Annotated in this window: 16 protein-coding genes; 4 read left to right on the top strand and 12 right to left on the bottom strand. The window is 69.9% G+C overall.

Going from position 1 to position 26,203, the window contains the following annotated elements; translation table 11 throughout:
- Window positions 1-241: 241 nt before the first annotated feature.
- The 12 genes from AN218_RS01180 to AN218_RS01235 all read right to left on the bottom strand — a co-directional run bounded on the left by AN218_RS01180 (window position 242) and on the right by AN218_RS01235 (window position 19,166).
- Entirely contained in the window at window positions 242-4,270 is a 4,029-nt protein-coding gene (locus AN218_RS01180) for a non-ribosomal peptide synthetase (protein WP_070014551.1), read from the bottom strand.
- On the bottom strand, window positions 4,267-4,656 hold the full coding sequence (locus AN218_RS01185; protein WP_171908555.1) for an SET domain-containing protein-lysine N-methyltransferase: 390 nt from the start codon (window positions 4,654-4,656) through the stop codon (window positions 4,267-4,269). Before AN218_RS01185 ends, AN218_RS01180 begins: the two co-directional genes overlap by 4 nt.
- Before the next feature lie 452 nt (window positions 4,657-5,108).
- Window positions 5,109-7,409 (bottom strand): ArnT family glycosyltransferase, encoded by a 2,301-nt coding sequence (locus AN218_RS01190; RefSeq protein WP_070014553.1) that lies wholly within the window; start codon window positions 7,407-7,409, stop codon window positions 5,109-5,111.
- Window positions 7,406-8,788, bottom strand: coding sequence for a bifunctional glycosyltransferase family 2/GtrA family protein (locus AN218_RS01195; protein WP_079131711.1), 1,383 nt, complete (start codon window positions 8,786-8,788; stop codon window positions 7,406-7,408). The genes AN218_RS01190 and AN218_RS01195 overlap by 4 nt, the downstream gene beginning before the upstream one ends.
- Before the next feature lie 50 nt (window positions 8,789-8,838).
- Window positions 8,839-10,425 (bottom strand): sensor histidine kinase, encoded by a 1,587-nt coding sequence (locus AN218_RS01200; protein WP_070014568.1) that lies wholly within the window; start codon window positions 10,423-10,425, stop codon window positions 8,839-8,841.
- A gap of 101 nt (window positions 10,426-10,526) precedes the next feature.
- Window positions 10,527-11,273: a response regulator transcription factor gene (locus tag AN218_RS01205; RefSeq protein WP_070014554.1), complete on the bottom strand. Its 747-nt coding sequence runs from the start codon at window positions 11,271-11,273 to the stop codon at window positions 10,527-10,529.
- Window positions 11,270-12,922 (bottom strand): sensor histidine kinase, encoded by a 1,653-nt coding sequence (locus AN218_RS01210; protein ID WP_070014555.1) that lies wholly within the window; start codon window positions 12,920-12,922, stop codon window positions 11,270-11,272. The genes AN218_RS01205 and AN218_RS01210 overlap by 4 nt, the downstream gene beginning before the upstream one ends.
- The gene (locus AN218_RS01215; protein ID WP_070014556.1) at window positions 12,919-13,668 is read right to left on the bottom strand and encodes a response regulator transcription factor; all 750 of its coding nucleotides are present in this window, start codon (window positions 13,666-13,668) and stop codon (window positions 12,919-12,921) included. The genes AN218_RS01210 and AN218_RS01215 overlap by 4 nt, the downstream gene beginning before the upstream one ends.
- Before the next feature lie 164 nt (window positions 13,669-13,832).
- Window positions 13,833-15,581, bottom strand: coding sequence for a CotH kinase family protein (locus AN218_RS01220; protein WP_070014557.1), 1,749 nt, complete (start codon window positions 15,579-15,581; stop codon window positions 13,833-13,835).
- On the bottom strand, window positions 15,581-16,258 hold the full coding sequence (locus AN218_RS01225) for a DUF4956 domain-containing protein (RefSeq protein WP_070014558.1): 678 nt from the start codon (window positions 16,256-16,258) through the stop codon (window positions 15,581-15,583). The genes AN218_RS01220 and AN218_RS01225 overlap by 1 nt, the downstream gene beginning before the upstream one ends.
- On the bottom strand, window positions 16,255-17,091 hold the full coding sequence (locus AN218_RS01230) for a polyphosphate polymerase domain-containing protein (protein WP_070014569.1): 837 nt from the start codon (window positions 17,089-17,091) through the stop codon (window positions 16,255-16,257). Before AN218_RS01230 ends, AN218_RS01225 begins: the two co-directional genes overlap by 4 nt.
- 545 nt (window positions 17,092-17,636) lie before the next feature.
- A complete protein-coding gene (locus AN218_RS01235) occupies window positions 17,637-19,166 on the bottom strand; it encodes a helix-turn-helix domain-containing protein (protein ID WP_070014559.1) in 1,530 nt (509 codons plus the stop codon).
- Between the two features lie 398 nt (window positions 19,167-19,564).
- On the opposite strand from AN218_RS01235, the gene AN218_RS01240 reads away from it, so the two are divergent.
- From AN218_RS01240 to AN218_RS01255, 4 genes are all read left to right on the top strand, one after another.
- On the top strand, window positions 19,565-22,390 hold the full coding sequence (locus tag AN218_RS01240) for an aconitate hydratase (protein ID WP_079131712.1): 2,826 nt from the start codon (window positions 19,565-19,567) through the stop codon (window positions 22,388-22,390).
- 394 nt (window positions 22,391-22,784) lie between these two features.
- Window positions 22,785-24,206, top strand: coding sequence for an N-acetylglucosamine/diacetylchitobiose ABC transporter substrate-binding protein (ngcE, locus tag AN218_RS01245; RefSeq protein ID WP_070014561.1), 1,422 nt, complete (start codon window positions 22,785-22,787; stop codon window positions 24,204-24,206).
- A gap of 52 nt (window positions 24,207-24,258) precedes the next feature.
- On the top strand, window positions 24,259-25,182 hold the full coding sequence (locus tag AN218_RS01250; RefSeq protein ID WP_070014562.1) for a carbohydrate ABC transporter permease: 924 nt from the start codon (window positions 24,259-24,261) through the stop codon (window positions 25,180-25,182).
- Complete coding sequence (locus AN218_RS01255) at window positions 25,182-26,117, top strand: carbohydrate ABC transporter permease (protein ID WP_079131713.1); 936 nt, start codon at window positions 25,182-25,184, stop codon at window positions 26,115-26,117. The genes AN218_RS01250 and AN218_RS01255 overlap by 1 nt, the downstream gene beginning before the upstream one ends.
- Window positions 26,118-26,203 lie beyond the last annotated feature (86 nt).

Raw genomic sequence — 26,203 nt, forward strand, 5'->3', positions numbered from 1 at the left:
CCGAAGCCTCGCCCCAGCCCAACGACGCCTGACAGCCGCGGACTCGGACGGCCGCACGGGTCGTACGGACCGGCCGTACGGAGCCCGGCCGACACGGCCGGAGCCTTCCCCGCTCCCGCCCGCCGTGCCGGACTCCCGCGGCGGCGAGCGGCGCGTCGCCCCTCGTACCACCCGCCGTACCGCCCGCCGCATCGCGATTCCCGCCGCACGGGCTCCCGTTCACCGCCTCCGTGCGCGGGCGTCAGCCGGAGTGACGGTGCACGGGCACTCCTTCGTAGCGGGTGCCGGGCAGCAGCTCCTCCTGCTTCATCACGACGCTGTGCGGGGCGACTTGAGCGCCGGCGCCGATCGTGGCCCCGTACAGCGGCACGCAGTTCTCGGACAGACTGGCGCGCGTACCGACCCGGATGCGGTCGATCTTGAGCACCCGGTCCTCGAAGGTGTGTGCCTGGAACATCGCCGACACCGTGGCCTCGTCCCCGATGTCGAGCATGTCCGGGTCGACGACCTGGGCGAAGCCTTCGCCGAGCACCACTCTCCGGCCGATGCGCATGCCCGTGCACCGCAGGAACAGCGGCAGCAGCAGCGTGCCTTCCAGAGCGGTCAGCGGCTTTCCGGCCACGACCCTCCACGCCACGTACAGGAAGTCCCAGCGGCTGCACCAGCAGGACCACAGCGGCCGTGCCGCCGGCCGCACCCGTCCCAGCAGGCCCCACTTCAGGGCCAGTACGGCGGCGCACAGGCCCAGTCCGCATGCCAGGGTGACCGCGGGCGCGGTCAGCAGGAGCGAGGCGGCCGGGAGCGAGCCGTCCTGCGCACCGCCGGTGCCCAGGCCGAGGAGCCAGAACTCCGCGGCGGCGAGCGGAGCCAGCGGCAACGCGAACCGTGCCAGTTCCCACAGCCACCGGTTGACTCTGCGCACCGCGGACGGGGAGTGGGTCACGGAGCGGTCCGCCGCGACGACTTCACGGCGGGGGAGTTCGAACGGCGGGTGGCCGAACCACGAACTGCCCGGACGGAACTCTTGACGTGAGCCGGGCGTGGCGATGCCGATGAGGAGATCGCCGGGGAGCCGACGGCCGCCGGGCAGCACCGCGTGATTGCCGAGGAACGTGCCGCCGCCCAGACCGAGCCGTCCCAGGGCGACGCTGCCCTGGCGTACGTGCGGCCCGCCCAGGTAGATCCCGTCCGCGAGGAACGATCCGTCACCGATGTCGACGAGTTCGGGTACGACGTCGATGACCGTGCTGATCTCGCAGTCCGCGCCGACCCGCATCCCGGCGGCGCGCAGCCACCTCGGCCACAACAGCGCACCGCTGAGCCAGTTTCCGGCCGAGGCGACCAGACCGGTCTTGAGCCATACCCGTACGTACGCCAGGCTCCAGCGGTCGATCACACCGGGTGCCACGGTCCCGAGCGCCCGCGCGGCGAGCGCCTCCAGCCACACCGAGGAGAAGAGCCCGGCACAGCTCAGCAGGGCGATCCAGCCAAGGAGCCGCACACTGTCGCCGGGGTTCCCGAGTGCCGAGAGCAATCCGCCGTAGCTGAAGCCGAACTGCCGGACGAGGAGGGCGAAGAGCAGGGAGTAGGGCAGGGCCAGAGCGGACCTCAGCAGCGCCTGGCACAGCACCGTCACCGCGCCGTGCGCCCTCGGCGAGAGCCTGCGGCCGCCGCTCTCGCGCGGCGGGGGAGGCGCCGGTGCGGGGCCTGTGGCGCGGGCCGGCACACCGTCGGCCCACTCGCCCGCGCCGAGCCTTCCGCCCGCGGGCAGCGACGAGAGCGCGGTCAGCCATGCTCCGCGGCCGATGCGGCTGCCGGGCCCCACGCCCGCGCGCACGTCCACGGTGGCACCGTCCTCCAGCACCACGGGACCGACGACGATCCGCCTGTTCTCCAGCTCCATCAGCCGCACGGCCGCGTCCTGGCCGAGGGTGACGTCGTCGCCGATGTCGAGCAGGTCCCAGCCGCCCCGCGTCAGGTTCACACCGCGGTGGATGTGCACCCGCTCTCCGATACGCGCTCCCAGGGCCCGCAGGGCCACGCACTGGTACTCGGTGCCGGCGATGGTCCGCCACGGGATGACGCGCACGACCTGCCGCACCATCCACATCCGTACCGCACGGCCACTCCACGCGCCGACGGTCTCCGTGACGTACTCGCCCACGAGCAGTCTCTTGAGGGCCGCGGCGACCGCCACCGCCGGCGCGGCGGCGAGCAGGCGCACCACCGGCAGGGCCGCCGGGGCGAGCAGGAGCAGCGGGACGAGTCCGACGGCGTCGGAGACGAGCGGCAGCAGCCAGAAGAACGTGAGACAGGCGAGAGCGGAGGCGGCGGTCAACTCCACGGCCAGCCACGCGGTCTGGGCGAGGGTCGCGACGGCGGCGTTGCCGGTGTCCACGTGCCGCTGCTCACCGCTCGCGGCGGCCGGTGCCGCCTGGGGTGCGGCGGCACGACGGGCGAGCGCGGCCACCGTACGGGCCTGATAGACGTCCCGGACGGCGAGCGACTCCGTCGCCGCGTCGTTCCGTAGCTCGGTGATCAGCAATGCCGCTTGCAGCGAACTCCCGCCGAGTCCGGTGAAGAAGTCCTCGTGCGGACCGACGTCCTCCGTCCCCAGCACCCGGCTCACCGCACGGGCGATCCGCTCAGTCATGTCGTCCGCCGGGCCGGGAGCGGACGCGTCACGGCCGCGTCCGCCGGAGAAGCCCGTCCGCGACGGGCCGAGCGGCGGCAGATCGTCCCGGCGTAGCTTTCCGCCGGCGCTGCGCGGCAGCGTGGCCAGCAGCCCGAACTGCGCCGGCACCATGTACGACGGCAGCGATCCGGCGAGCTGCTCGCGCAACGCCTCGTACCGGGGCGGCCGTGTGTGGTCCTCGGGCACGACGTGGGCGGCCAGCGTCTGCGTCTGCCCCTCGCCCTGCACCCGGCAGGCCGCCTCGCGAACCCCCGGACACCGGGCGAGGTGGGCCTCGACCGCCTCCAACTCGATGCGGTAGCCGCGGAGTTTGACCTGTGAGTCGATGCGTCCGTGGTGGACGAGGGTGCCGTCCGCCTCGCGGTGCACCAGGTCGCCCGTGCGGTAGATCCGGCCGAGTCGGTGGTGCTGCGGGAAGCGGTCGGCCGTCTTCTCGGGCTCGTTGAGATAGCCCAGTGCGAGCCCGTCGCCCGTCATGCACAACTCGCCCGGCCGGCCCGGCTCGACGGGCTCCAGGTCGGGCCCCAGCACCCACGCCTCCATGCCGGGAACGGGGCGGCCGATGGCGATGCGCCGCCCGGCCACCACGTCGTGCCGTACGCAGGTGACGGTGCACTCCGTCGGCCCGTACCCGTTGACCATCCGCCGGCCCGCCGACCACGCTTCGGCCACGTCGGCGGGCAGCGCTTCGCCTCCCACGTACAGCAGCCGCAAGTCCGGCAGTTCACCGGCCGGGTCGGCGCAGCCCATGGCACGCAACAGCGTCGGCGGCGGGCACAGCACGGTGACCCGCTCGTTCCGCAGCCACGTCACCAGGTCGGGGCCGAGCCGGACGACCTCGTCGTCCATGGGGACCACCGTCGCCCCGGAGGCCAGAGCCATCCACGTCTCCTCGACGGAGGAGTCGTACGCGCTGGAGGAACCCTGCGCGACACGGTCGCCCGGCCCGAGCCCGAACTCCGCCACGTCGGAGCCGATGAGCCCGGCGATGCCGCGGTGGGCGATCATCACTCCCTTGGGGCGGCCGGTGGTACCGGAGGTGTAGATGAGATATGCCAGCGCATCCGCGCCGGGCGGTACGGGCGTCGGCTCCGGCGCCCGCGTGAGGTGCCGGTCGACCCGCAGCACCTCTCCCGTGTAGCCCAGTCCGCGAAGACGGCGCTCGCCGTCCGCGTCCGTGAGGACCAGCGCCGCACGGGAGTCGGTGAGGACGGAGTCCAACTGGCCGTCCGGAAAGGCCGGTTCCAGGCACAGGTGGGCCGCGCCCGCGCTGAGCACACCCAACTGCGCCGCGTACAGCAGCTCGTTCGTACGAGGCAGCAGGATCGCCGCGACCACGTCACGGGCGTGAGCCGTGGGCACGGCCCGGGACCGTGTGCGGGCCACGGCACCGGTCACCGTGTCCGCGAGCGTCTTGAGCCGGCGGTAGGTGATCAGCCGGCGACCGCGGTCCGCCGACGGCGGAACGTCCACGGCGACCGCGTCGGGGAAGCGTGCGGCGGCCGCGTCGAACATCGCGGGCAGCACCAGCTCCCCGTCCGCGGGCGGGCGTTCGTCCACGACGGACGTCGTCATGCCGTGCCCTTTCCGCCCTCGGCCGCGGGCACACGGCCGGCCAAGTGCGGGGCGAGCCACGGCCGAATCCGCGCCCTGGCCTCCCGTGTCGTATGGGCGAAGCCGGCGATGCGGCCCTCGCACAGGGCGCTGCCGCATTCACAGTCGAACGGTTCGGACATGTCCAGTTCGGTGGTGTTGTAGTGGAAGGTGATCTCGTCGCCCGGGCCGATATCCCTGACGGCTTTCACCTGACGGCCCTCGACCGTGGCGTTGGGCTCACAACTGTGGTTCATGAACCGCCAGAAGTAGCTGTCCATGATCGTCTCCTGGTCGTAGCCGCTCGGCAGATCCAGGTGAATACCGTCGCCGATTTGCAGGGAATACCGGCTCGGTACGTCCGTCAACTCGCCCTCCGCGGTGAACAGTAGGCTTCCGGACCGCACTTGTTCGCAGGCGAGTAACGTGTACCGCCCCGTCGTACGGAGCACCGCGACACTTCCGGCTCCCGCCACGGGATTCCACTCCGTGACGTCATTCACCCGTCCCTTTGTTTCCCGGCTCATTCTGGTCCCTTCTGGGTGCGCACGGACCCGTGCTTCTCGAATTACTGCCGGGACATCGCACCAGGGAGACCTGTGTAGAGGCTGTCAGAACACTGAACGGAACATAAGGATACGGCTGTTCGCGTCGCCGGGCCGGCTTGTGCGGCGCGGACTTCCGGCTTATCCGATTCCGACTTCCGGACATCGGGGAGGAAATCTACGCGCACTGCGGATTTACCTGTGAGGAGTGCCGTGCCGGGGGATGAGGATCCGGGTGCGGGCTACGGCCCGGCCGGCGAACTCCGCTCTCCTTCCTATGCCTTGGGCCGGGTCAGGTCGTAGAAGGTGGAACTTCCGACGGTGACCTTGGTGAACGTCTTCTCCACCCAGGAGCTGATCTCGGAGGCCGTGCCGCTGGATCCGAACCCGCCGCCCGGGCCCTCGGCGCCCCGGCCCTTGCCTCCGCCCGTGCCTCCTGCGATGAAGTAGTGGATCTTCTCCTGGGACACGTACTCCTTGAACTCCTTGAGAGTCGGAGACGGGTCGCTGCCGTTGAAGCCGCCGATCGCCATCACCGGGTCGCCGGTGGCGAGTTGATAGCTCGCCGCGTTCTGCGAGCCGACGGAGGCGGCCACCCAGGTGTAGTCGCCGGAGTTCCGCTCCAGCAGGGTCTTGGCCTTGTCGCTCACCTGGGCGCCGTTGAGGAGCCCTCCCATCCCGCCGCCTCCCGGTCCTGCGCCGCGCTCTCCTCCGCCGGGCATGCCCCTGCCGTTCGGGGCACCGCCGGGCATGGCCTTGCCGTTCGAGGAACTCCCGGGCATGCCCTTGGCGTTGGGGGGACCCGGCATGCCGTTTCCGTTCTGGGCGCCGCCGTTCTGGGCGCCGCCGCGCCCGCCTCCGCCTGCGGTGCCGTTGCCGTTCGGGACGCCGCCGGGCAGGGCGTTGCCGTTCTGGGTGCCGCCGTTCGGGACGCCGCCGTCACGCTGCCCGCCGCCGGGGCGTCCGTCGGGACCTCCGCCTACTCCGGGCGGGCCGCCCACGCGGCTCCCCCCCCCCCGGCCTGCCGTGACGANGATGGCGCCGTTGTGTCCGGTGGCCAGGGTGCTGACGGTGTACGCGGCCGGCCCGGCGAGGCACGCCGTGACCGCGATCGCCGCGATGAGACGGACCGTCGGCCGGCCCGCCCGTCCCACGAGGAGCAGTGCGGCTGCGGCGGCCACGCCGGCCGTCAGGACCGCCCAGCGCAGCCACGGCAGGTAGTCGGGGGTGCGGTCGAGCAGGAGGTAGGACCACCCGGCTGTTCCCGCGACGGTCAGAGCCAGCGCGGCCCTGGCCGCGCCGTGTGCCCGCTTCTCCCACAGCAGGGCCGTGCCCATGCCGACGAGGGCGGCGATGTAGGGGGCCAGCGCCACCGTGTAGTACTGGTGGAAGATTCCGGCCATGAAGGAGAAGACGCTCGCCGTCATCAGCAGGGCCCCGCCCCAGGCGAGGAACGCCGCCCGCGTCGCGTCCGTACGCCGGGCACGCCGGGTGATCACGAGGCCGGCGACGAGCAGGACCAGCGCGGTGGGCAGCAGCCATGCGGTCTGACCGCCGACCTCGTCGCCGAACATCCGCATGATGCCGCTCTGCCCGAACATTCCGCCCCCGCCGCCGCCTCCGGGACCGCCACGCGGTCCGCCGCCGACGCTGCCGGTCTCGTCGCCGTTGAGGCGCCCGAACCCGTTGTAGCCGAGGGTCAGTTCGAGGAACGAGTTGTGCTGGGAGCCGCCGACGTACGGACGGGAGGAGGCGGGCCACAGTTCGACGGCCGCCGTCCACCAGCCGCCCGCGAGGACCATCACCCCGCCGGAGAGCAGCAGTTGGCCGAGCCTCTTGCGCAGCCGCACCGGTGCGCAGACGGCGTACAGCAGGGCCAGGGGCGGCAGGATCAGGAACGCCTGGAGCGTCTTGGCGAGGAAGGCGAGACCCACCGCCGCTCCCGCCCACGCGAGCCACTTCGTGCGGCCGTCCTCGATCGCGCGCAGCACGCAGTAGACCGCGACCGTCATCAGCAGCGTGAGCAGGGCGTCGGGGTTGTTGAAGCGGAACATCAGCGCGGCGACCGGCGTGAGCGCGAACACCGCGACGGCCAGCAGACCGGCAAGGGCGCTGAACCGGCGGCGCACCGCTGCGTACAGCACTCCGGCGGTAGCGCTCCCCATCAGCACCTGGGGGGCGAGGATCGCCCAGGAACTGAGGCCGAAGAGCCGTACCGACAGGGCCATGGGCCACAGCGCGGCCGGCGGCTTGTCGACGGTGATGGCGTTGTCCGCGTCGAGGGACCCGAAGAAGAACGCCTTCCAGCTCTGGCTGCCCGCCTGCGCGGCGGCCGAGTAGAAGGAGTTGGCGTAGCCGGAGGCGCTGAGGTTCCACAGGTAGGCGACCGTGGTCGCCAGCAGAAGGGCGAGGAAGGCGGGCCGGACCCACGACGGGTCCTCGGGACGTCCTCGCAGGAAGCGCACACGCAGGGGCGGACGGGGCGCCTGCGGTGTGCTCGCCCGTTCCTCGTCGGAGCTCTGGGGCGGCGACGCCGTGGCGGCCGTGGTGTCCGCCGCGGCAGGGTGGGTGGTCATCGAACGATCTCCTGGATGTCCTGGGTGCTGAGCTCGCGTTCACGCTCGCGCTCGGGTGTGTGCGCACGGTGCTCCGGCGCCGTCGGTGTTCCGCTGCCGCGCCGTGCCGCAGCGGCCGCCCGGTGCTCGGGGAAGACCCATGCCCGCAGCAGCAGGAACCGCAGCACGGTGGCCGCGAGGTTGGCGACGACCAGTACGGCCAGTTCCGCGCCGTGCGAGTGGTGCGGGTCCGCGGTCTCGAGCGCGGCCAGCGAACCGCTGGTCAGAGCGAGCCCGATCGCGAACACCACAAGTCCCTGCGCCTGGTGCCGGATCGCCCGTGCCCGGCCCCGGACACGGAAGGTCAGGCGCCGGTTGGCCGCGGTGTTGGCGACGGCGGAGACCACCAGGGCCAGCGCGTTGGCGGCCTGTGCCGTGACGCCCGTGCGGAAGAGGGAGTACAGCAGCAGGTAGAAGAGCGTGGACAGGGCGCCGACCACGCAGAAGCCCACAAGCTGTCGTGCCAGCCCGTTGGACGCGCCTTCGGCCTGCCGGTCGCGCGGGTCGTCGCCGAAGGGGCGGGCGAGCCGGTCCAGCGGCAGGGCGCCCGACGCGAGCGCGCGGCCCACTCGCCAGACGCCCTTGAGGTCGTCGGTGGCCGTCTTCACCACGTTCACCGAGGAGTCGGGGTCGTCGACCCAGTCCACCGGCACCTCGTGGATGCGCAGCCCGGCGCGCTCGGCGAGGACGAGCATCTCCGTGTCGAAGAACCAGCTCGTGTCCCTGACCAGCGGCAGCAGCGCCTGCGCCACGTCCGCCCTGATGGCTTTGAACCCGCACTGGGCGTCCGAGAACCGGGCGTGGAGCGAGCCGCGCAGGATGAGGTTGTAGGCGCGGGAGACGAACTCCCGCTTCGGCCCGCGCACCACGCGCGAGGCCCGGCTGAGCCGGGTGCCGATCGCCAGATCGGAGTGGCCCGAGATGAGCGGGGCGACCAGCGGGAGCAGCGCGTTGAGGTCGGTGGACAAGTCGACGTCCATGTAGGCGAGGACGGGTGCGTCGGACGCCGTCCAGACGGTGCGCAGCGCGCGCCCCCGGCCCTTCTGCGGCAGCCGCGTATAGGTCACCGACGGCAGCTCCTCGCACAGAGCGGCGCCGACGGCGGGCGTGGTGTCGGTGGAGGCGTTGTCCGCGATCGTCACGCGGAAGGCATAGGGGAACGTACGGGAGAGGTGGTCGTGGAGGCGGCGTACGCAGGGCCCCAGGTCGGTCTCCTCGTTGTACACGGGGACGACGACGTCCAATACCGGGGCGAAGGGACCCTGCGTGCCGGTGGGCACATGGTCCCGCGCGGGCAGCGGCCCGGGCGGGAGCGTCTGGGAGGGAGGCTCGGTTCGCATGTTCCCGACCCTCGCCAACCGCCCTGTCAGCCCGGTGTGGTCACCCTGTGTTACGCCTGTGAGTTTCCGTCCGGGAGACCGGGCCTGGTGGGATGGCCCCTCGAAGCCCCGTTTCCCGGGGACGCGTCCGCCGCGGTCGGCAGGTCGACGGTGAACACCGTCCGCCCCGGCCTGCTCTGCACCCGTACCTCTCCGCCGTGTGCCGCGACGACGGCCTGCACGATCGCGAGGCCGAGACCCGTCGAGCCGGAGGCCCGGGAGCGGGAGGTGTCGCCCCGGGCGAACCGTTCGAAGACGTACGGCAGCAGATCCGGTGGGATGCCCGGCCCTTCGTCCTCCACCTCCATCAGCAGGCGGGACCCGGCCTGGCGTACGCGGGCGGTGACGGCGGTGCCCCGCGGAGTGTGGCTCGCCGCGTTGGCCAGCAGATTGACCAGAACCTGGTGCAGCCGCTGCGGATCGGCCGGCACACGGGCCGCCCTCTGCTCCTCCTCGGGCAGTTCGAGGCGCCAGACATGCTCCGGGTCGGCGGCGTGGGCGTCGGCGACGGCGTTCACGACCAGCGGGCGTACGTCGGTGTCCGCGAGCGTCAGCCGGCGTCCCGTATCGAGGCGGGCGAGGAGCAGCATGTCCTCGACGAGCCCCGTCATCCGGCCTGCCTCGGACTCGATCCGGCGGAGCGCGTGCTGTACGTCGGGGTCGACCGGACCGTGGCCGCGCCGGGTCAGTTCGGCGTAGCCGCGGATGGAGGCGAGCGGGGTACGCAGTTCATGGCTGGCGTCGGCCACGAACTGCCGCACCCGGGTCTCGCTGCGCTGGCGCGCGTCGAGCGCGGAGTGGACGTGGTCGAGCATGCGGTTGAGGGCGGCACCGACCTGGCCGACCTCGGTGCGGGGGTCCGCCTCGGCGTCGGGAACCCGCTCGTGCAGGGCCACTTCACCGCTGTGCAGGGGAAGCCCGGAGACGCGGGTGGCCGTGGCGGCCACCCGCCGCAGCGGGCGCAGGGCGAATCCCACGATCGCGGCGGAGGCGATCCCGGCGGCCGTCAGACCCGCGCCGGCGACGGACAGCTCCAGCACGAACAGCGTGCGGATCGTGCCGTCGACCTCTGTGGTCGGGCGGCCCACGTAGTAGGTACCGCGCACCCCGTTCGCGTACTGCACCCGGTAGTCGCCCCGGCCCGGCAGGCTCACGGTGTGCGGGCCGCCGTCCCGGGGGACGCCGTCGAGGACGCCGAGCTGGGCGCGGGTGAGATTGACGGTCTGGGTGCGTACGCCGCCGGAGCTGGAGCGGTCGGTGCTGATCTCACCGCCGGTCACCCTGGCCTTCGAGCCGTCGCTCTCGTCGCTCTTCTCGATGCGGGCACCGATGGTCCCGACGGGGGCGCCTTTGGTGACGAAGTCGAAGGGCTCGCCGCCGGGTACCGGCGGGCCCGGCTCCTCGCCCTGTGGCGCCGGCTCGGGCCCGGCCGCCCGCATGGCGATCTGGGAGACCTGGTCGTCGAGCTGCCGGTACAGATAGGAGCGCAGGGCGATGGTCGTCACGAAGCCGATGGCCGCGGCGACGACCGCGATCAGTACGAGGCAGGAGATCACGAGCCTGGCACGCAGAGAACGGGGGCGGGCACGGCGGTTCAGGGCGACGCCGGAGGTGCCCGGCTCCTCGGGCGCCTCCGGGTCCGGTCCCCGTGCGGCGCCCCTGTGCCGTACGGGGCGACGGCCTCTGCCCGCCGGTTCCGTCACAGTCTCTCGTCTGCGGGCTTGATGAGGTATCCGGCGCCGCGTCGCGTGTGGATCAGCGGTTCACGGCCGGCGTCTATCTTGCGCCGCAGATAGGAGATGTACAGCTCGACGACGTTGGCCTGGCCGCCGAAGTCGTAGCTCCACACGCGGTCCAGGATCTGTCCCTTGCTCAGTACGCGGCGCGGGTTGCGCATGAGGAAGCGCAGCAGCTCGAACTCCGTGGCCGTCAGGTGGATGTGCTGACCGTCCCGGTAGACGTCGTGGCTCTCCTCGTCGAGCACCAGATCGCCCACCCGGAGAACGGAGCCGCTGAGCCCGTCGCCCGCCACGGCCCGTCGGATCAGGCCGCGCAGCCGGGCGACGACCTCCTCCAGGCTGAAGGGCTTGGTGACGTAGTCGTCGCCTCCGGCCGTGAGCCCGGCGATCCTGTCCTCCACGGCGTCCTTCGCCGTGAGGAACAGCACGGGCACGTCCGGCACCTCGTGGCGCAGCCGCCGGAGGATGGTGAGCCCGTCCATGTCCGGCAGCATGATGTCCAGCACGACGGCGTCGGGACGGAACTCGAAGGCCGCGCGCATGGCCTCTTCGCCGTTCGCGGCCGAGCGGATCTCCCAGCCCTCGAGGCGCAGGGCCAGCGAGAGCAACTCGGTGATCGACTGCTCGTCGTCCACGACGAGCACGCGGATGGCACTGCCGTCCGGCCGCAGCAGCTCGGTGCGCCCCTGGGGCGTGTAGGTGGTCATAATGACCAGTTTGTGAGCCGATCGTAAGAATTGCCTTTCGGCTTCCTGTGAATCCGCTGGGAGACGGCGGCGGCACACGCGTCATGCGCGCTCGGGGCGGGGGAGGGCCGGCCGTCGGGGTCGTGCGGCGCGGCGGAGGAGTCGGGCAGGAGCAGACGGAAGACGCATCCCCCGCCGGGCCGGGTGTCCAGCTCCAGGCGGCCGCCGTGGGTCTCGGCGATGGCCGCCGCGATGGCCAGGCCGAGGCCGGATCCCGGTTCGCCGGTCTGGGCGGCGGGGGCGGCACGGTAGAAGCGGTCGAAGACGCGGGCTGCTTCGTCCGCGGGCATACCGGGTCCGTCGTCGGCGACCTCGATGACGCATACGGGCGTGCCGGGCGCCATGTGCGTGCCCGCGCCGGTGCGTCCGGGCCGGTCGGTTCCGCAGGAGGTGCCGCCGGTGCGGGCGGCACCGACGAGGACGCGGACGCGGCTGCCCTCGGGGGTGTGGACACAGGCGTTGGAGAGCAGGTTGCCGAGGATCTGGGCGAGCTGGTGGGGGTCGCCGGAGGTCTCCACGACGTCGAGATCGTGTTCGTCGACGGCGGGAGGCGCGCTCAGCGGCTCCAGGCCGATGCTGCGGTCGGGGTGGCGTACCGCGGTGGTGGCGATGGCGTTGGCCGCCAGGGACAGCAGATCGACCTGCTCGCGGTGGCGGGCTGGTGCGTCGCCGAGCTTGGCGAGGAGGAACAGGTCCTCGACGAGGCGGCTCATCCGGTCGGCGTTGTGGGCGACCAGGGCGTGTGCCTCGTGGCGGCGCCGGACGGGCATGCGGGGCTCGTCGAGGAGGAGTTCGGCGAAGCCCTGGATGGCGGTCAGGGGGGTGCGCAGCTCGTGACCGGCGTCCGCCATGAAGCGGCGTAGCTGCGCTTCCGACGTCTGGGCGCGGTGCAGGGCGGTGCTCAGGCGGTCGAGCATGGTGTTCAGCGCCAGGCCGAGACGTCCGACCTCGGTGTCCGGATCGGGAACGGGGACCTTGAGCTCGACGGCCCCTTCCGTGACGCGCTGGGCCGTACGCTCGACGCGCGTCAGCGGGCGCAGGCCGAGGCGGACGGCGACGTTGCCCAGAACGATGACGCCCCCGAAGACGGTCACGCCGAGACCGAGGCTGAACCACAGCAGCTTGGCCGTGGCCCCGTCCACGGTCGCCAGCGGCAGAGCGACGACGGCGCGCATGCCGCGGGGCCCGGAGTAGGCGACCACTCGCCATTCCGGTCCGCCGTCCCGGGCCGCGACGGTGGTCGGTCTGCCCTCGGGCAGCTTCAGTTCGGCGGCACGGCCGGGAAGCCGGGGGCCTCCTGCGTCGGCCCGGCCCAGGGACGCGTGCTCCAGACGCCCGTCGTCCGCGTAGAAGAAGACGCGGTAGTCGGACGGCAGTACGTCGTCGCGGCTGGGGGTCCGCAGCGCTCCGTCGTCCGCGACGTCGCGGTAGACGGCGGCGGGCGGACGGAAGTGAGCGAGACGGTTGTCGACCTGGTCGGTCAGCCAGGACCGCAGCACGGTCAGACCCGCGATCTGGCACATGAACACGGCGCAGGTGGCCAGCAGGCTCGCGATCAGTACGAGTCGGCTGCGCAGGGAACGCGGGCGCAGCCGGCGCGGCCACCTCACGGTGCCGCCGCCTTCGTTCCGTCGCGTGGCAGACGGAGGCAGTAGCCGACCCCGCGCACGGTGTGGATCAGTGCGGGCCGCTCGCAATCGACCTTGCGGCGGAGGTTCTTCACGTACGTGTCGACGATGCGGGTGTCACCGGAGAAGTCGTAGTGCCAGACCTGCTGGAGGATCTCGCTCTTCTCCAGCACACGTTCGGGGTGGGACAACAGACAGGCCAGAAGCCGGAATTCGGTCGGCGACAGCTTCAGCGGACGCCCCGCCCGCTGTACGTCGTGGGTGTTCTCGTCCAGGGTGAGGTCCGCATAGCGCAGCGGCGGCCGCACGTCGAGACGGGAGGCGGGCGCGGTGCCGCGGCGCAGGATGGCGCGGATGCGCAGCAGCACCTCCTGGACGTGGAAGGGCTTGGTGACGTAGTCGTCTCCGCCGGAACTCAGACCGATGATCCGGTCCTCGACCCCGTCGCGCGCGGTGAGGAAGAGCACCGGCGTGTAAGTGCCCAGGGAGCGCAGCTCGCGCACCAGTCGGAAGCCGTCGGTGTCGGGGAGCATGACGTCGAGCACGATCAGATCGGGGCGGCGGTCCACTCCGGCCTTGGCCTCCTGGCCGTTCGCGGCGACCGCGACGGCGTAACCGGCGGCCCCGAGCGCGGAGATGAGCAGAGCGCGGATGCTGGGGTCGTCCTCCACGACCAGGACCGTGTGCCCGGTGGCGGACGTCCGCGGCGGGGGGCTCTGGTCGCTCACGTGCTGACACCTCGGAGTGCGAACGGTCGAGGCCGCCCTCGGGCGGCTCCTGGCGGACACGGCAGCGCGAGAGTAGCCAGGGAGTCTGTGAGCCGGACACAGGAAAGCCGGCCTCCCCGGGGCCGCGCCCTCGCGGACACGGCCCCGGACGTCGGCCGGCCCGGTCAGCCGGTCACCTCCTTGTCCTTGGCCAGGGCCGCGGCGCGGTCACGGAGGGTCTTGCCGAGCTTGGCGACGGACGTGTCCAGCTCCTTGGAGCCCGCGCCCGCCTTACGGGCCTGGGCCGTGATGTCCTTCAGGTCCCCGGCAGCGGAGCCCGACGCGAAGAACTTCCGGTACAGCTCCCGGTACGCCTTCTTGTAGACGTCGTCGAAGGCGTCCGACTTCAGGAACTTGGTCTTCAGGGGGTGCTGCATGGAAGGGCCCCTTCCCTTGCCGCCGGTTCCCTTGCCGCCGGGCGCCTTCTGGTCCGCCCCGCCGCCGGCACCTCCGCCCGGACCGCCGCCTGCGCCGCCGGGCATTCCCTCGGGTGGGTTCTGCCCCGCGCCCGGAGGCGTTCCCTGGCCGGCGCCGCCGTTCTTCTGGGACCGGCCGGCGCCGCCCTGTCCGCCCTTCGTCCCGTTCTGCGCACCGGCGCCGTTGCCCCCGGCACCCTTGCCTCCCGCACCGTTGCCTCCGGCGCCGCCTCCGGGGATGCCCATGCTGACCGTGTCGTCCGGCCCGGCCGTCGCGTCCCCGCTGAAGGTGAGGTTGTAGTCCCAGCCCAGGACGGAGAACTTCTTGGTCTCCAGGTCGTACCAGAGCAGATAGTTCTTGCCGGGTCCGGCCATGTCGTCGAAGTTCAGCAGCAGGTTCTGCGCCGCCAGGTAGGCGGCCAGCGAGTCGACGTCCACGTACTCGTCCAGGTCGCGGGCGAACTCCTTGTCCGAGGCCTTGTCCGCCCACTTGACGAGCTTCATCACCGGCTCGAGATCCTGGTCGCCCTTCTTGTTGACCTGCTTGAACGAACTCTCGTAATCCGTCGGATCGTCGCCCCGGTAGGAGAAGTCGCCGCCGGCCTTCGCCTTGTACAGCACTCCCTTCCCGATGTCGTCGGCGTAGTCGGTGTCCGGACTCTCGACCATCAGACGCGTCGCGGTGGGCCGGTTGTTCACCCGCAGCTTGGTGAGGCCGTACCGCTCGGCCTTCTGCCCGCTCTGCCGGGTCAGGGACAAGGACACCGCTTCGTTCAGCGGCACCTGGCCGTTGCTGCCCGGACGCAACGAGATCTCCCGCTCTCCCTGATACGCACGGCCCTCGACGAACTCGTCGATCTTGACGAGCCAGGGCAGCTCCTCGGGCTTCTTCTCCGACAGGTTGAACTGGATCATGCCGCCGGGACCGCGGCCCGCTTTCTGCCCTTGGCCGCGGTCCCGGCCTCCGCCGGCGGCCCCGCCGGAGGCACCGGCCGGAGCGCCCTGCGGTGCGCCCTCGGGCATCTCCCGGCCTCCGCCGGGCATGCCCCTGGAGCCACGCAGGGACGACAGTGTGGAGTTGCCCTTGAGACGGATCCCGACGTCATTGAGATAGACCCCGTCGACGGTGAGGTCCGCCTCGATGTAGTCCTTGGTGCCGTCCTCCTTGAACTCCTTCATCATCTTGTCGAAGTCGGTCTGCTGAAAGGTGAGTTGGACCGAGTGCGACACCGACGTGTCGTACAGGCCGACGGTGCCCTTGACGTTCTCGGTGATGGCGTCCGCCTCGATGTGCGAGGACGAGGTGACGTACGGGGAGATCCGTGCGTCGCCCAGGAAGAAGACCATCGCGGCGAGGCCGGCGCCCAGCACCGTCGCCGGCTTCCAGTGGTGGCGCAGCCGTACGGGAATCCGGTCCCGCAGCCGCCGCCTGCGCCGGGCCTCCGCGTCGACGGCCATCACAGATCCGTGCTGTCGTAACCGGTCAGCACCGTCACCCGCTGGCCCGAGGTGCGCTCCTGCAACGCGTTGACCAGATCCGCGGGTTCGGTGCCCTTCTTCATCCGCACGGTGTAGAAGATCTCGTTGAGCGCGCCGCCCCGTATGGTCTCGGTGCTCACCAGCTCGAACTCGCTGGTGTACTTGATCAGTACGTCACGTATCTGCGGCGTGTAGTCGTCACCGGACGGGACCTGGACCTTGACTACCTGACGCTGCACGTTCAGCGCGAACCAGTTGAACTTGAACATCAGGAGGACGACGGCGCAGATCACCACGGCACCCACCGCGGCCAGCGTGTAGAAGCGCGCACCGCAGGCCATGCCGATGGCCATGGCGAGGAAGATGAAGCCGACGTCCCGGGTCTCCTTGATCGCGTTCCGGAAGCGGACCACGGACAACGCGCCGACCAGTGAGAACGCGCGGGCGAGGTTGGACCCGACCACCAGCATGATCAGCGCGACGATCATGCCGACGATGACCAGTGTCTGGACGTAGGACTGGCTGTAGGAGATGTTGCGGTGCGTGTACCGGTATACGTAACCGATCACCATGGACAGGATGAAGGACAGCGCCATCGCCGCCACGACGTCCGCCACGCTGAACGTGCCGCTGAGTTCCTGCAGATCGAAATTCACTGTGTTCCTGCCTTCGTACGCGCATGCTGCGCCGGCCGCTGCTGCGGCTGCTCTTCGGTGGGGGTGGGCGGCGGGCAGTCCGCCTCGCGTATGTGGAAGACCGACCGGGGGGCCTTGCCGAACGCCTCGACGGACTGCACGTACTTCGAGACCCGGACGAGGCTGAGGTTGCGGCGCGCGGCCAGGTCGGTGATCCAGTACGGCGTGCGCTCGTTGACCTTGACCTCCATCACCGACATGTGCGGAGGGACGGTGAACCGGTTCTCGGGCGTCCCGGTGCCGAAGTGGAAGTCCCGGTCCCGCCCGCGGACCCGGCGGTCGAAAGTGACGCGGAGACCGGTGTCCGCGTCCCGCCCGACCAGAGCCTCACGCTGGTATCCGGTGATCGCGGTGGGCTGGAGGTTCAGCCGTACGATCAGTTCGAGCACCTCCTGGATGAAGGCGCCCTCCTTCTCCGAGTGCTCCACCAGCTCCCGGCCGTCGCACAACTGCCGTGCTGTGCCGTAGGGGAGGGTGATGCGGCGCTTCTGCGTGACGCGGTTGACGCGCTGCTTGATCTCCACGCACACCGGCGACTCGTCGGTGACGCCGTCCACGTCGCCGTAGTGGCGGATCCGCAGCTTGCGGCGGAACTTGATGCCCTCGATCTTCTCCCAGTAGAACCGGAGTTGAGGGGTGTCGTAATACAGACTCCACACGCCGTAGCCGCCGGGCGGGCTGTGCAGGTCCCGGTCCATCCGCTCGGCCAGCTCGTCCCTGATCTGTGCCGCTTCCTCGACGGGGACCAGGTACTTCAGCTCGAACCGGTTGAAGGCGTGCAACCGGCTCGCCACATGCAGCGGTTCTCCGCTCTCCGCTCCGGCGCTCTCGTCCGCTCCGGCCTCATCGGCCCGCTCGTTGCGCGCCACGGCTGTCTCGGGTGGGGACAATTGCGCCTCCTTGCTCGTCTGTTGCGGACCGATCGGCCAGCCACACACAAGCAACGGCGCATGAAAAGCTCATGAGAAATGTGGGTCGATTCGAGGAGTCTTCCAGGCGACAAAAAGATGAACAGCAGGCAACCGGCGACGTACCGGGCACGTGGCTCGATTCCCGGCGCCGCTCCCGCCGTACGCGGTCAGGACGGTCCTGTGAGGCTCTCCTCGATGGCGCCGACCGTCCGCAGCAGGGTGTGTCCGTGGCTGCGTAAGTCCAGGTGCGCTTCTGCCCGTTGAGGAGGCGCCGGGTGCGGCGGACGAGGCGGCGGTGGTGAGGTTGCAAGTGGCGTCGTAGGCGTACGACTCGGACCATGTCGCGCCGCTGAGGGCGGTGACACGGCCGGTGGGCCCTGCCAGGCTCCGCTTCCCGCAGTTCGGGCAGGGCGCCACCACACCCGCGATCAGATGTCGCGGAACGTCTCGATCTGCGCGCCCACTTCGTTCAGGCGCTCGGCGAGGTCCTCGTAACCGCGGTTGATCACATAGACGTTGCGCAGCACCGACGTGCCCTCCGCCGCGAGCATCCCCAGCAGCACCACCACGGCGGGCCGCAGCGCCGGCGGGCACATCATCTCCGCGGCGCGCCAGCGCGTCGGGCCCTCGACCAGGACGCGGTGCGGGTCGAGGAGTTGGAGACGGCCGCCGAGGCGGTTGAGGTCGGTGAGGTAGATGGCGCGGTTGTCGTAGACCCAGTCGTGGATGAGCGTCTGGCCCTCGGCGGTGGCCGCGATGGCCGCGAAGAAGGGGACGTTGTCGATGTTGATGCCCGGGAAGGGCATCGGGTGGATCTTGTCCGCCGGCGCCTCCAGCTTGGAGGGCCGCACCGTCAGATCGACCAGCCGCGTACGGCCGTTGTCGGCGGCGTACTCGGGGCTGCGGTCGGTGTCGAGCCCCATCTCCTCCAGCACGGCCAGTTCGATCTCCAGGAACTCCACCGGCACGCGGCACACGGTCAGTTCGGACTCCGTGACGACCGCCGCCGCCAGCAGGCTCATCGCCTCGACCGGGTCCTCGGAGGGGGAGTAGTCGACGTCGACGTCGATCTCGGGGACGCCGTGCACGGTCAGCGTCGTCGTGCCGATGCCCTCGACCCGTACGCCGAGCTGCTCCAGGAAGAAGCAGAGGTCCTGGACCATGTAGTTGGACGAAGCGTTGCGGATCACGGTGACGCCGTCGTGCCGCGCGGCGGCCAGCAGCGCGTTCTCCGTGACGGTGTCGCCGCGCTCGGTCAGCACGATCGGGGCGTCCGGTGTGACGGAGCGCTCCACCACGGCGTGGTAGAGACCCTCGGTCGCGGTGATCTCCAGCCCGAAGCGGCGCAGCGCGATCATGTGCGGCTGCACGGTGCGCGTACCGAGGTCGCAGCCGCCCGCGTACGGGATGCGGAAGCGGTCCATGCGGTGCAGCAGCGGGCCGAGGAACATGATGATGCTCCGCGTGCGGCGCGCGGCGTCCGCGTCGATGGCCTCCAGGTCGAGTTCCGCCGGGGGCACGATCTCCAGGTCGGCGCCGTCGTTGATCCAGCGGGCGCGCACGCCGATCGAGGAGAGCACCTCCAGGATGCGGAAGACCTCTTCGATCCGGGCGACCCGACGCAGCACCGTACGGCCGGAGTTGAGCAGCGAGGCGCACAGCAGCGCGACGCAGGCGTTCTTGCTCGTCTTGACGTCGATGCTGCCGGAAAGGCGCCGTCCGCCGACGACCCGCAGATGCATCGGGCCGGAGTAGCCGAGGGAGACGATCTCGCTGTCGAGCGCCTCGGAGATGCGCGCGATCATCTCAAGACTGATGTTCTGGTTGCCTCGCTCGATGCGGTTCACCGCGCTCTGACTCGTCCCGAGAGCTTCTGCGAGTTTCACTTGCGTCCAGCCCCGGTGCTGGCGGGCGTCGCGGATGAGTTGCCCGATCCGGGCCAGGTAGTCATCAGTCATGCGGTAAGAATATCTCACATGTGAGATGACTTCGCACCGAGGATGTGGCGGTGCGGTGTCCGTGCGGTGCGCGGGTTCCGGAAGGGCCGTACGTCCCCGTCGTCGCGGGGTACGCGGCGGTGGACGCGACCGCGTCCGCGGCCCGGTGCGGCGCTCTCGTAGCGTGTGTCCACGGCCGCCACCCCCCATGACCGCGCGGCCGTCGTGTACTAGAGTTATCTCGACATCGAGATAACTTAACGTCGCGTGCACGCAGCACGAGTGCGCGCCCCACATACGACCGCAGCGGAGTCAGGCTTCCCGCGCCGGCGTCTTCGATCTTCGATCTTCGACCGCCGCCAAGCCTCGCCCCCTGGGGTGTCTCCGGCCGCCGGGCCAGGGACGGATGCCAGAACGCACTGAAGGAGACTGTCGTGTCGGCGAACAGCTTCGACGCCCGCAGCACGCTGCAGGTGGGCGACGAGTCGTACGAGATCTTCAAGCTGGACAAGGTGGAGGGCTCCGCCCGCCTCCCGTACAGCCTGAAGGTCCTGCTGGAGAACCTCCTGCGCACCGAGGACGGCGCGAACATCACCGCCGACCACATCCGCGCCGTGGGCGCCTGGGACCCGGGGGCCCAGCCCAGCCAGGAGATCCAGTTCACGCCCGCCCGCGTGATCATGCAGGACTTCACCGGCGTCCCCTGCGTCGTCGACCTGGCGACCATGCGCGAGGCCGTGAAGGAGCTGGGCGGCGACGCGGACCGCATCAACCCGCTGGCGCCGGCCGAGCTGGTCATCGACCACTCCGTGATCGCCGACAAGTTCGGCACCGCCAACGCCTTCGCGCAGAACGTGGAGTTGGAGTACGGGCGCAACCGCGAGCGCTACCAGTTCCTGCGCTGGGGCCAGACCGCCTTCGACGAGTTCAAGGTCGTGCCGCCCGGCACCGGCATCGTCCATCAGGTCAACATCGAGCACCTGGCCCGTACGGTCATGGTGCGCGGCGGCCAGGCCTACCCGGACACCCTCGTGGGCACCGACTCCCACACCACCATGGTCAACGGGCTCGGCGTGCTCGGCTGGGGCGTCGGCGGCATCGAGGCCGAGGCGGCCATGCTCGGCCAGCCCGTCTCGATGCTCATCCCGCGGGTCGTGGGCTTCAAGCTCACCGGCTCGCTGCCGACCGGCACCACCGCCACCGACCTGGTGCTCACGATCACGGAGATGCTGCGCAAGCACGGCGTGGTCGGCAAGTTCGTCGAGTTCTACGGCGAGGGCGTCGGCGCGGTGCCGCTCGCCAACCGCGCCACGATCGGCAACATGTCGCCGGAGTTCGGCTCGACGGCGGCGATCTTCCCGATCGACGCGGAGACGATCAACTACCTGAAGCTCACCGGCCGTTCGCAGGAACAGCTCCAGCTCGTCGAGGCGTACGCCAAGGAGCAGGGCATGTGGCACGAGGCGAGCAACGAGCCGGAGTACAGCGAGTATTTGGAGCTGGACCTCTCCACGGTCGTCCCGTCGATCGCCGGACCGAAGCGCCCGCAGGACCGCATCGCCCTCTCCGAGGCCAAGCGGCAGTTCCTCGCCGACCTGCCCGACTACGTCTCGGACGCGAAGCCCGCCGCGGCGGCCCAGCAGACCTCGGCCTCGCCCGTCGACGAGGCCAGCTCGGAGTCCTTCCCGGCGAGCGACGCCCCGGCGTACGCCAACGGCGAGAACGGCGTGGGCGCGCCCCAGCACGCCGCCATCGGCGCGGACCCGGACAGCGGTCCCACGAAGCGGGTGCGGGTCACGGGCGCCGACGGCGCGACGTACGAGATCGACCACGGTGCCGTCGCCGTCGCCGCGATCACCTCGTGCACCAACACCTCCAACCCGTACGTCATGGTGGGCGCCGCGCTGGTGGCCAAGAAGGCCGTCGAGAAGGGCCTCACGCGCAAGCCGTGGGTCAAGACCACGCTCGCGCCCGGCTCCCAGGTCGTCATGGACTACTACGACCGGGCCGGCCTCACCCCGTATCTGGACAAGCTCGGCTTCAACCTCGTCGGCTACGGCTGCACGACCTGCATCGGCAACTCCGGCCCGCTGCCGGAGGAGATCTCGCAGGCCGTCAACGACAACGACCTGGCCGTGGTCTCCGTCCTCTCCGGCAACCGGAACTTCGAGGGCCGGATCAACCCGGACGTGAAGATGAACTACCTCGCGTCCCCGCCGCTGGTCGTCGCCTACGCCATCGCCGGCTCGATGAAGACCGACATCACCACCGAGGCGCTGGGCACCGACCAGGACGGCAACCCCGTCTACCTGGCGGACCTGTGGCCCTCCGAGCACGAGGTCGAGGAGGTCGTGGCGTCGGCCATCGGGCAGGAGATGTACACGAAGGGCTACACCGACGTCTTCGCCGGTGACGCGCAGTGGCAGGCGCTGCCGGTGCCCACGGGCAACACCTTCGAGTGGGACCCGGAGTCCACGTACGTCCGCAAGCCCCCGTACTTCGAGGGCATGGGCACCGAGCCCGCGCCGGTCCAGGACATCTCGGGCGCCCGGGTGCTGGCGAAGCTCGGCGACTCCGTGACCACCGACCACATCTCGCCGGCCGGCGCCATCAAGGCCGACACCCCGGCCGGTCAGTACCTCACCGAACACGGCGTCGCCCGCCGGGACTTCAACAGCTACGGCTCGCGGCGCGGCAACCACGAGGTGATGATCCGCGGCACGTTCGCCAACATCCGGCTGCGCAACCAGATCGCGGAGGGCACCGAGGGCGGCTACACGCGCGACTTCACCCAGCCCGACGCCCCCGTCTCCTTCATCTACGACGCCTCGCAGAACTACCAGGCGCAGGGCGTTCCGTTGATGGTCCTGGCGGGCAAGGAGTACGGCTCGGGCTCCTCCCGCGACTGGGCGGCCAAGGGCACCGCGCTGCTGGGCGTCAAGGCCGTGATCGCCGAGTCCTACGAGCGCATCCACCGCTCGAACCTGATCGGCATGGGCGTGCTGCCGTTGCAGTACCCGGAGGGGCAGAACGCCGCGTCGTACGGCCTGAACGGCGAGGAGACCTTCAGCGTCTCCGGGATCACCGCGCTCAACGACGGCGGTACGCCCGGCACCGTACGGGTCACCACGGACACCGGTGTCTCCTTCGACGCCACCGTCCGCATCGACACCCCCGGTGAGGCGGACTACTACCGCAACGGCGGGATCATGCAGTACGTGCTGCGCTCGCTGCTGCGCAAGTAGCGGCGGGCCGCGGACGGCCGTCCGGGCACGGGCGGGCGTCCGCGGGCGCGAGGCGGGCACCGCACGCACGGCGGCGGGTGCCGGGAAACAGCTCCCGGCGCCCGCCGCTTCGTGTTCCCATGGCCGACGGCCGTACTGCCTACGGGGGCTCCGCCAGGTCTCAACTCGGGAAAGACTGACCGAACGAATTGCTTTGATCTTGCCCTGTTGACGCCAAGTGGACTATACCTGTCGGCACCTCACGAGGGCCCGCCCACGCGGCGCTCCCGGCGGTAGCGAGAACAGAACAACCGAGCTTCAACTGACCCGCGGTGTCGGGCCCTTCGCCGGTCGTCGGCGAGTCGTCGGGAGACCGGAACACCGCCTGAGTCCTGGAGAAGGCGAGGACTTGAGCATGGGATCCACCAACGTCAACCGCCGCGATGTGATCAAGCAGGCAGCCGCGGCCGGCCTGATAGCCGTGCCCGCAGTGGGCGCACTCACGTCCTGCGCCAGCGGAAGCGGCGAGGACAACAAGGTCGAGAAGGGCAAGAAGACCAAGGACAACCCGCTCGGTGTGAACAAGGGCGCCGCGCTCGAGGTCTACATCTTCGACGGCGGCTTCGGCACCAAGTACGCCAAGGACGCCCAGGCCGTCTACGAGAAGAACTTCCCCAAGGCCAAGACCAAGCTGAAGTCGACGCAGAAGATCCAGTCGGTGCTGCAGCCGCGCTTCAACGGCGGCACCCCGCCGGACCTGATCGACAACTCGGGCGCCGAGCAGATGGACATGGGCGTCCTGGTCGGCAAGAAGCAACTCACCGATCTGACCCCGCTGCTGGACGCTCCCTCCATCGACGACCCGAGCAAGAAGGTGCGCGACACCCTGCGCCCCGGCGTCGTGGAGATGGGCCAGTTCGACGGCAAGCCGGTGTGGATCCTCTACTACGCCTACACCGTCTACGGCGTCTGGTATTCGCAGAAGGCGCTCGACAAGCTCGACGTGGAGTACCCGGAGAACTGGGACGACATGCTCTCGGTCTGCGCCAAGGCGAAGAAGAAGGGCATGGCCGGCTGGACGTACGCGGGCAAGTTCCCGTACTACCTGCCCTTCAGCCTCTACCCGTTCATGGCCAAGATCGGCGGCCGTGAGGTGCTGGACAAGATCGACAACCTGGAGCCCGGCGCCTGGAAGCAGCCCGCGGTGAAGGCCGCCCTGGAGGCGTACTACGAGCTCTACAAGAAGGGCTACGTCCTCGACGGCACCCCGGGCCTGGACCACATCGAGTCGCAGACCGCCTGGAACGAGGGCAAGGCGCTGTTCATCCCGAACGGTTCCTGGGTGGAGAACGAGGCGAAGAAGACCACCCCCAAGGACTTCGAGATGCGGGTGGCCGCGCCCTCCAGCCTGGACAGCGGCGACAAGATGCCCTTCGGCACGATGTGGGCCTCCGGCGGCGAGCCGTTCATCGTCCCGGCCAAGGCCAAGAACCCCACCGGCGGCATGGAGCAGTTGCGGATCATGCTCGGTGAGCAGTCCTCGAAGAACTTCACCAAGCAGGTGTCCTCGCTGACGTCCCTCGACGGCGGCACCGACGGCCTCACGCTGCCCCCCGGTCTGGACTCGGCGCTCAAGGCGCTGGACAAGGCGGGCACGAACATCGTCAACCCCCGTATCCAGGACTGGTACGTCGCGCTCCAGAAGGAGAAGATCGGCGTGGCCTGTCTGGGCGAGATGATGGCCGGCCGCATGACGCCGGCCGAAGCGATGAAGAAGGCCCAGAAGTTCACCGACGAGGCGCGTGAAGACGACTCCATCACGCACTACAAGCACTGAGCAGTCGTCATCAGCGGCGTAGCAGACCACAGGGGAACGGAGTCGGTGAGTAATGGAGCACGGCAAGTACCGGTTCATCGTGGGGTTCTTGATAGTTCCCCTCGCGATCTACTCGGTCTTTGTCATCTGGCCTTTCGCCCAGTCGATCTACTATTCGTTCACTGACTGGACCGGACTCAGTCCGGACTTCGAAATGGTCGGCTTCGACAACTACATCAAGCTGTTCAGTGACGACGTCTTCTGGAAGTCCCTGCAACACAGCTTGCTGTTCCTGCTGTTGCTGCCGCTGGTGACGATCAGTCTCGCGTTGTTCTTCGCGTTCATGATCAACGTCGGAGGGCGGCGGAGGAAGAACTCCGCCGTCTCCGGCGTGCGCGGATCCAGCTTCTACAAGATCGTGTACTTCTTCCCGCAGGTGCTGTCGATCGCCATCGTCGCCCTGCTCTTCCGGTTCGCGTACAACCCGCGGAGCGGCTCGCTCAACGCGGCGCTGGACGCGGTGGGTCTGTCCGCCCTGAAGACCGCCTGGCTGGGAAACCCCGAGACCGCGCTGTGGGCCGTGATGGCCGTGATGGTGTGGTGCACGGTCGGCTTCTTCGTCGTGCTCTTCTCGGCCGCGATGACCTCCATCCCGCGCGACTACTACGAGGCGGCGCTGCTGGACGGCGCCGACCGGATCACCACGTTCTTCCGCATCACCCTGCCCCTGCTCTGGGACACCGTGCAGTCCGGCTGGATCTACATGGGCATCCTGGCGCTGGGCGCCGAGGCGTTCGCGGTGGTGCAGATCATGACCACCGGCCCGGGCGGCCCCGCCTACGCCACGACCGTGCTGCCGCTGTACGTGTATCTCAAGGCGTTCCGTGACGGGCAGGCCGCCTACGCCACCACGATCGGCGTCGCGCTGCTCGTGGTCACGCTGGCCTTCGCGGCCGTCGTACTGAAACTTGGCCGCCGCGAGAGGCTGGAGTACTGATGAAGAGCGCCGGCACCCTGCCCGACGGGCGTGAGACCGAGCCGGTCAGCAGCGTTCTCACCGGGGACCCGCTGCGCGGCACCGCCGACAAGGAGAGCGCGAAGGGCAGCGAGGGGCGGACCCTCAACGTCTTCTCGCACGGAATGCTCGTCCTGTGGGCCGTGATGGTGGTGATGCCGCTGCTGTGGGCGGTGATGACCTCCTTCAAGGACGACAAGAGCATCTTCACCTCGCCCTGGTCGCCGCCGACTTCGCTCAACTTCGACAACTGGGCGCGCGCCTGGAGCCAGGCGCACATGAGCGACTACTTCTTCAACACCCTGATAGTCGTGGGCGGTTCACTGATCGGCACCATGCTTCTGGGCAGCATGGTGGCGTACGTCCTGGCCCGGTTCGACTTTCCCGGGAACCGCTTCTTCTACTTCCTGTTCATCGGCGGGATGAGCTTCCCGATCATCCTGGCCCTGGTGCCGCTGTTCTACGTGATGAGCAACACCGGGCTGCTGAACACCCGTCACGGCCTGATCCTGGCGTACATCGCCTACTCGCTGCCGTTCACCACCTTCTTCCTGACCTCGTTCTTCCGTTCGCTGCCGACGTCGGTGGCGGAGGCGGCGATCATCGACGGGGCCTCGCACACCCGGACCTTCTTCCAGGTGATGCTGCCCATGGCGAAGCCGGGTCTGATCAGCGTGGGCATCTTCAACTTCCTCGGGCAGTGGAACCAGTACATGCTGCCCACGGTGCTCAACACCGATCCGGACCAGCGGGTGCTCACCCAGGGACTGGTCGAACTGGCCGCCAGCCAGGGCTACAAGGGGGACTGGTCGGGTCTGTTCGCCGGTCTGGTGATGGCGATGCTGCCGGTGCTGGCGGCGTACATCATCTTCCAGCGGCAGGTCGTGGCGGGTCTGACGGCGGGTGCGCTGAAGTAGCCGGATCCCGCCGTTCATTCTCCGTAGGACGTTCCTCACGTCGGCACCCGGTTCGTTCAAGGTCTTGACGGGAGAGAACCGCTCGG

The sequence above is a fragment of the Streptomyces nanshensis genome (genome assembly GCF_001751255.1).
Classification (GTDB): Bacteria; Actinomycetota; Actinomycetes; order Streptomycetales; family Streptomycetaceae; genus Streptomyces; species Streptomyces nanshensis_A.

Coding starts and splice junctions, on each gene's coding strand:
- AN218_RS01180 (WP_070014551.1), bottom strand. CDS start 4,270: ATGACGACGTCCGTCGTGGACGAACGCCCGCCCGCGGACGGGGAGCTG.
- AN218_RS01195 (WP_079131711.1), bottom strand. CDS start 8,788: ATGCGAACCGAGCCTCCCTCCCAGACGCTCCCGCCCGGGCCGCTGCCC.
- AN218_RS01205 (WP_070014554.1), bottom strand. CDS start 11,273: ATGACCACCTACACGCCCCAGGGGCGCACCGAGCTGCTGCGGCCGGAC.
- AN218_RS01220 (WP_070014557.1), bottom strand. CDS start 15,581: ATGGCCGTCGACGCGGAGGCCCGGCGCAGGCGGCGGCTGCGGGACCGG.
- AN218_RS01235 (WP_070014559.1), bottom strand. CDS start 19,166: ATGACTGATGACTACCTGGCCCGGATCGGGCAACTCATCCGCGACGCC.
- ngcE (WP_070014561.1), top strand. CDS start 22,785: ATGGGATCCACCAACGTCAACCGCCGCGATGTGATCAAGCAGGCAGCC.
- AN218_RS01250 (WP_070014562.1), top strand. CDS start 24,259: ATGGAGCACGGCAAGTACCGGTTCATCGTGGGGTTCTTGATAGTTCCC.
- AN218_RS01255 (WP_079131713.1), top strand. CDS start 25,182: ATGAAGAGCGCCGGCACCCTGCCCGACGGGCGTGAGACCGAGCCGGTC.